Origin of the sequence: Kocuria sp., from assembly GCF_030536815.1 — a bacterium.
GTDB lineage: Bacteria > Actinomycetota > Actinomycetes > Actinomycetales > Micrococcaceae > Kocuria > Kocuria gwangalliensis.
Genome location: NZ_JAUNPE010000081.1, coordinates 1 through 1,830, shown reverse-complemented (window position 1 = coordinate 1,830; position 1,830 = coordinate 1). Strand labels below are relative to the sequence as shown.

At 64.6% G+C, this 1,830-nt stretch carries 2 protein-coding genes; both read right to left on the bottom strand.

Annotated elements, in window-relative coordinates; genetic code table 11:
- Nucleotides 1-90 precede the first annotated feature (90 nt).
- Nucleotides 91-1,002: a hypothetical protein gene (locus tag Q4E95_RS08510; RefSeq protein WP_303382895.1), complete on the bottom strand. Its 912-nt coding sequence runs from the start codon at nt 1,000-1,002 to the stop codon at nt 91-93.
- A 3-nt stretch (nt 1,003-1,005) separates the two neighbouring features.
- Nucleotides 1,006-1,812, bottom strand: a complete 807-nt coding sequence (locus tag Q4E95_RS08505) for an exodeoxyribonuclease III (protein ID WP_303382904.1) — start codon at nt 1,810-1,812, stop codon at nt 1,006-1,008.
- Nucleotides 1,813-1,830 lie beyond the last annotated feature (18 nt).

The following is a 1,830-nucleotide window of genomic DNA, read 5'->3' as shown; positions in this document are numbered from 1 at the left end:
GAAAAGTGCCGGATTTGGACATCTTCCTCACACCAGATTCGGCCACTGTCTTTGCCTCACCTGAGACCGACAGGCCAGCTAAAGCATTACCTAATTCGCCGCCTGCAGGTGCGCCAACGGAGACCACCGCCGGAAGATCCGCCGCAGGGCCGCTGTGGCGGCGCCTTGGTCGTTGTCGCGCAAGAGTTCCAGGGCGTCGGCCATGTCGCGTGGACTCTCGTCGGGCTGAATCCGGTCGGCCAAGGAGCCGTAGTCCAGGCTCACGAGTGAAGCGGGGCTGAATGTGCCGAGCCAGCGACCCAAACGAGTCAGATCATCGGCGAACGCTTTGGCCTGTTGTGCTTCCTCGGACAGTGCCTCGGCATCCGGACCGGCAGAAACCAATGCGGCGTCCTCGACGATCTGCGCCCCGTGAATGACACGCCGCGCGGCGGTATCCGCCGGCGTGATGAGCCGGTGGAGTTCATGGCCCGCGTGCACAGTGACCACCCGATCCTCCATGGTGAACGCCGAGAACCAGGCCAGGGGGACCACGTACGCGGATTCGCGGGTGTACAGCGGTTCGAACAGTTCCCCGGAAATCTTCCGGGCGGCGTCGCGCACCTGCTTTTCCGGAACCAGAAGCGGGAGGAGCTGAGCGCCGTCGTTCAGGGTGGCATCCGAGAACAAGCGGAGGGAGCGTCGCAAACGCTGGGGTGCGTGGAAGACCGGGAAGTCACCCACGCCACCCACAAAGCGCTCTTCGGCGAGAGGAGCCGTGGAGAACGGGATGGTCCACAGGGGTTCGCGCGCGGGTGGTAGCGGCGAATGGGAAGTGTCGGTGAGGCGGGTCAGCTGTTCGGTGAGTTCGTTGACCCCGCCCGTCAGAGGATCCAGGGCGCGAGGGATGGCGGGGGCGTACTCGGCGTCGAGCTCCTCCTGCGGCACGTAGATCCGCAGGGCGAAACGCATGGGAGGCCCAATGATCCCCCGGAACGCCCTGCCCACGTTCACCAGTGCCATGGGTCAGCCGATCTCGATGACCACGGGCGCGTGATCCGAGGCGCCCTTGCCTTTGCGCTCCTCACGGTCGATCCACGCGTCCGTAACGCGCGAGGCAAGGGCCGGGGAGCACAGCTGGAAATCGATGCGCATGCCTTCCTTCTTGGGGAAACGCAGCTGCGTGTAATCCCAGTAGGTGTACACGCCGGGTCCGGGGTGGCGGGGGCGGACCACATCCACGAAGCCGGCGTCGTCAATGAACGCGTTGAACGCCGCGCGCTCGCCGTCCGAAACGTGGGTGAAACCGTTCTCCTTGAAGTACTGGATGTCCCACACGTCCTCGTCCTGCGGGGCCACGTTCCAATCACCCACCAATGCGATCTCCGCCTGCGGATCGTCTGCAACCCATTGCGTGGCGTGGTCCTTGAGCACGCGCAACCACTCGAGTTTGTAGGCCATGTGCGGGTCGTCCAGGCCGCGGCCGTTGGGTACGTACAGTGACCACACGCGCACACCACCGCAGGTTGCGGCGATGGCGCGGGCCTCCTGGATGGGCTCCTGCTGACCCTTGCCGAACTCGGGCTGGCCGGGGAACGTGCGCTCCACGTCCGTGAGCCCCACGCGAGAGGCAATGGCCACACCGTTCCACTGATTCAGTCCGAAATGGGCTACCTCGTACCCGGCGAACTCGAACAGTTCCCACGGGAAATTCTCGTCCTTGGCCTTGGTTTCCTGGATGGCCAACACATCCACGTCCGAACGGTCCAGCCACGCTTCGATGCGATCGGCGCGGGCTCGGATGGAGTTGACGTTCCACGTGGCAATTCTCATGACACCACCGTAGCGAGC

What these genes read in the sequence shown, in the direction of transcription:
- Q4E95_RS08510 (WP_303382895.1), bottom strand. Translation starts at nt 1,002, where the DNA reads ATGGCACTGGTGAACGTGGGCAGGGCGTTCCGGGGGATCATTGGGCCT.
- Q4E95_RS08505 (WP_303382904.1), bottom strand. Translation starts at nt 1,812, where the DNA reads ATGAGAATTGCCACGTGGAACGTCAACTCCATCCGAGCCCGCGCCGAT.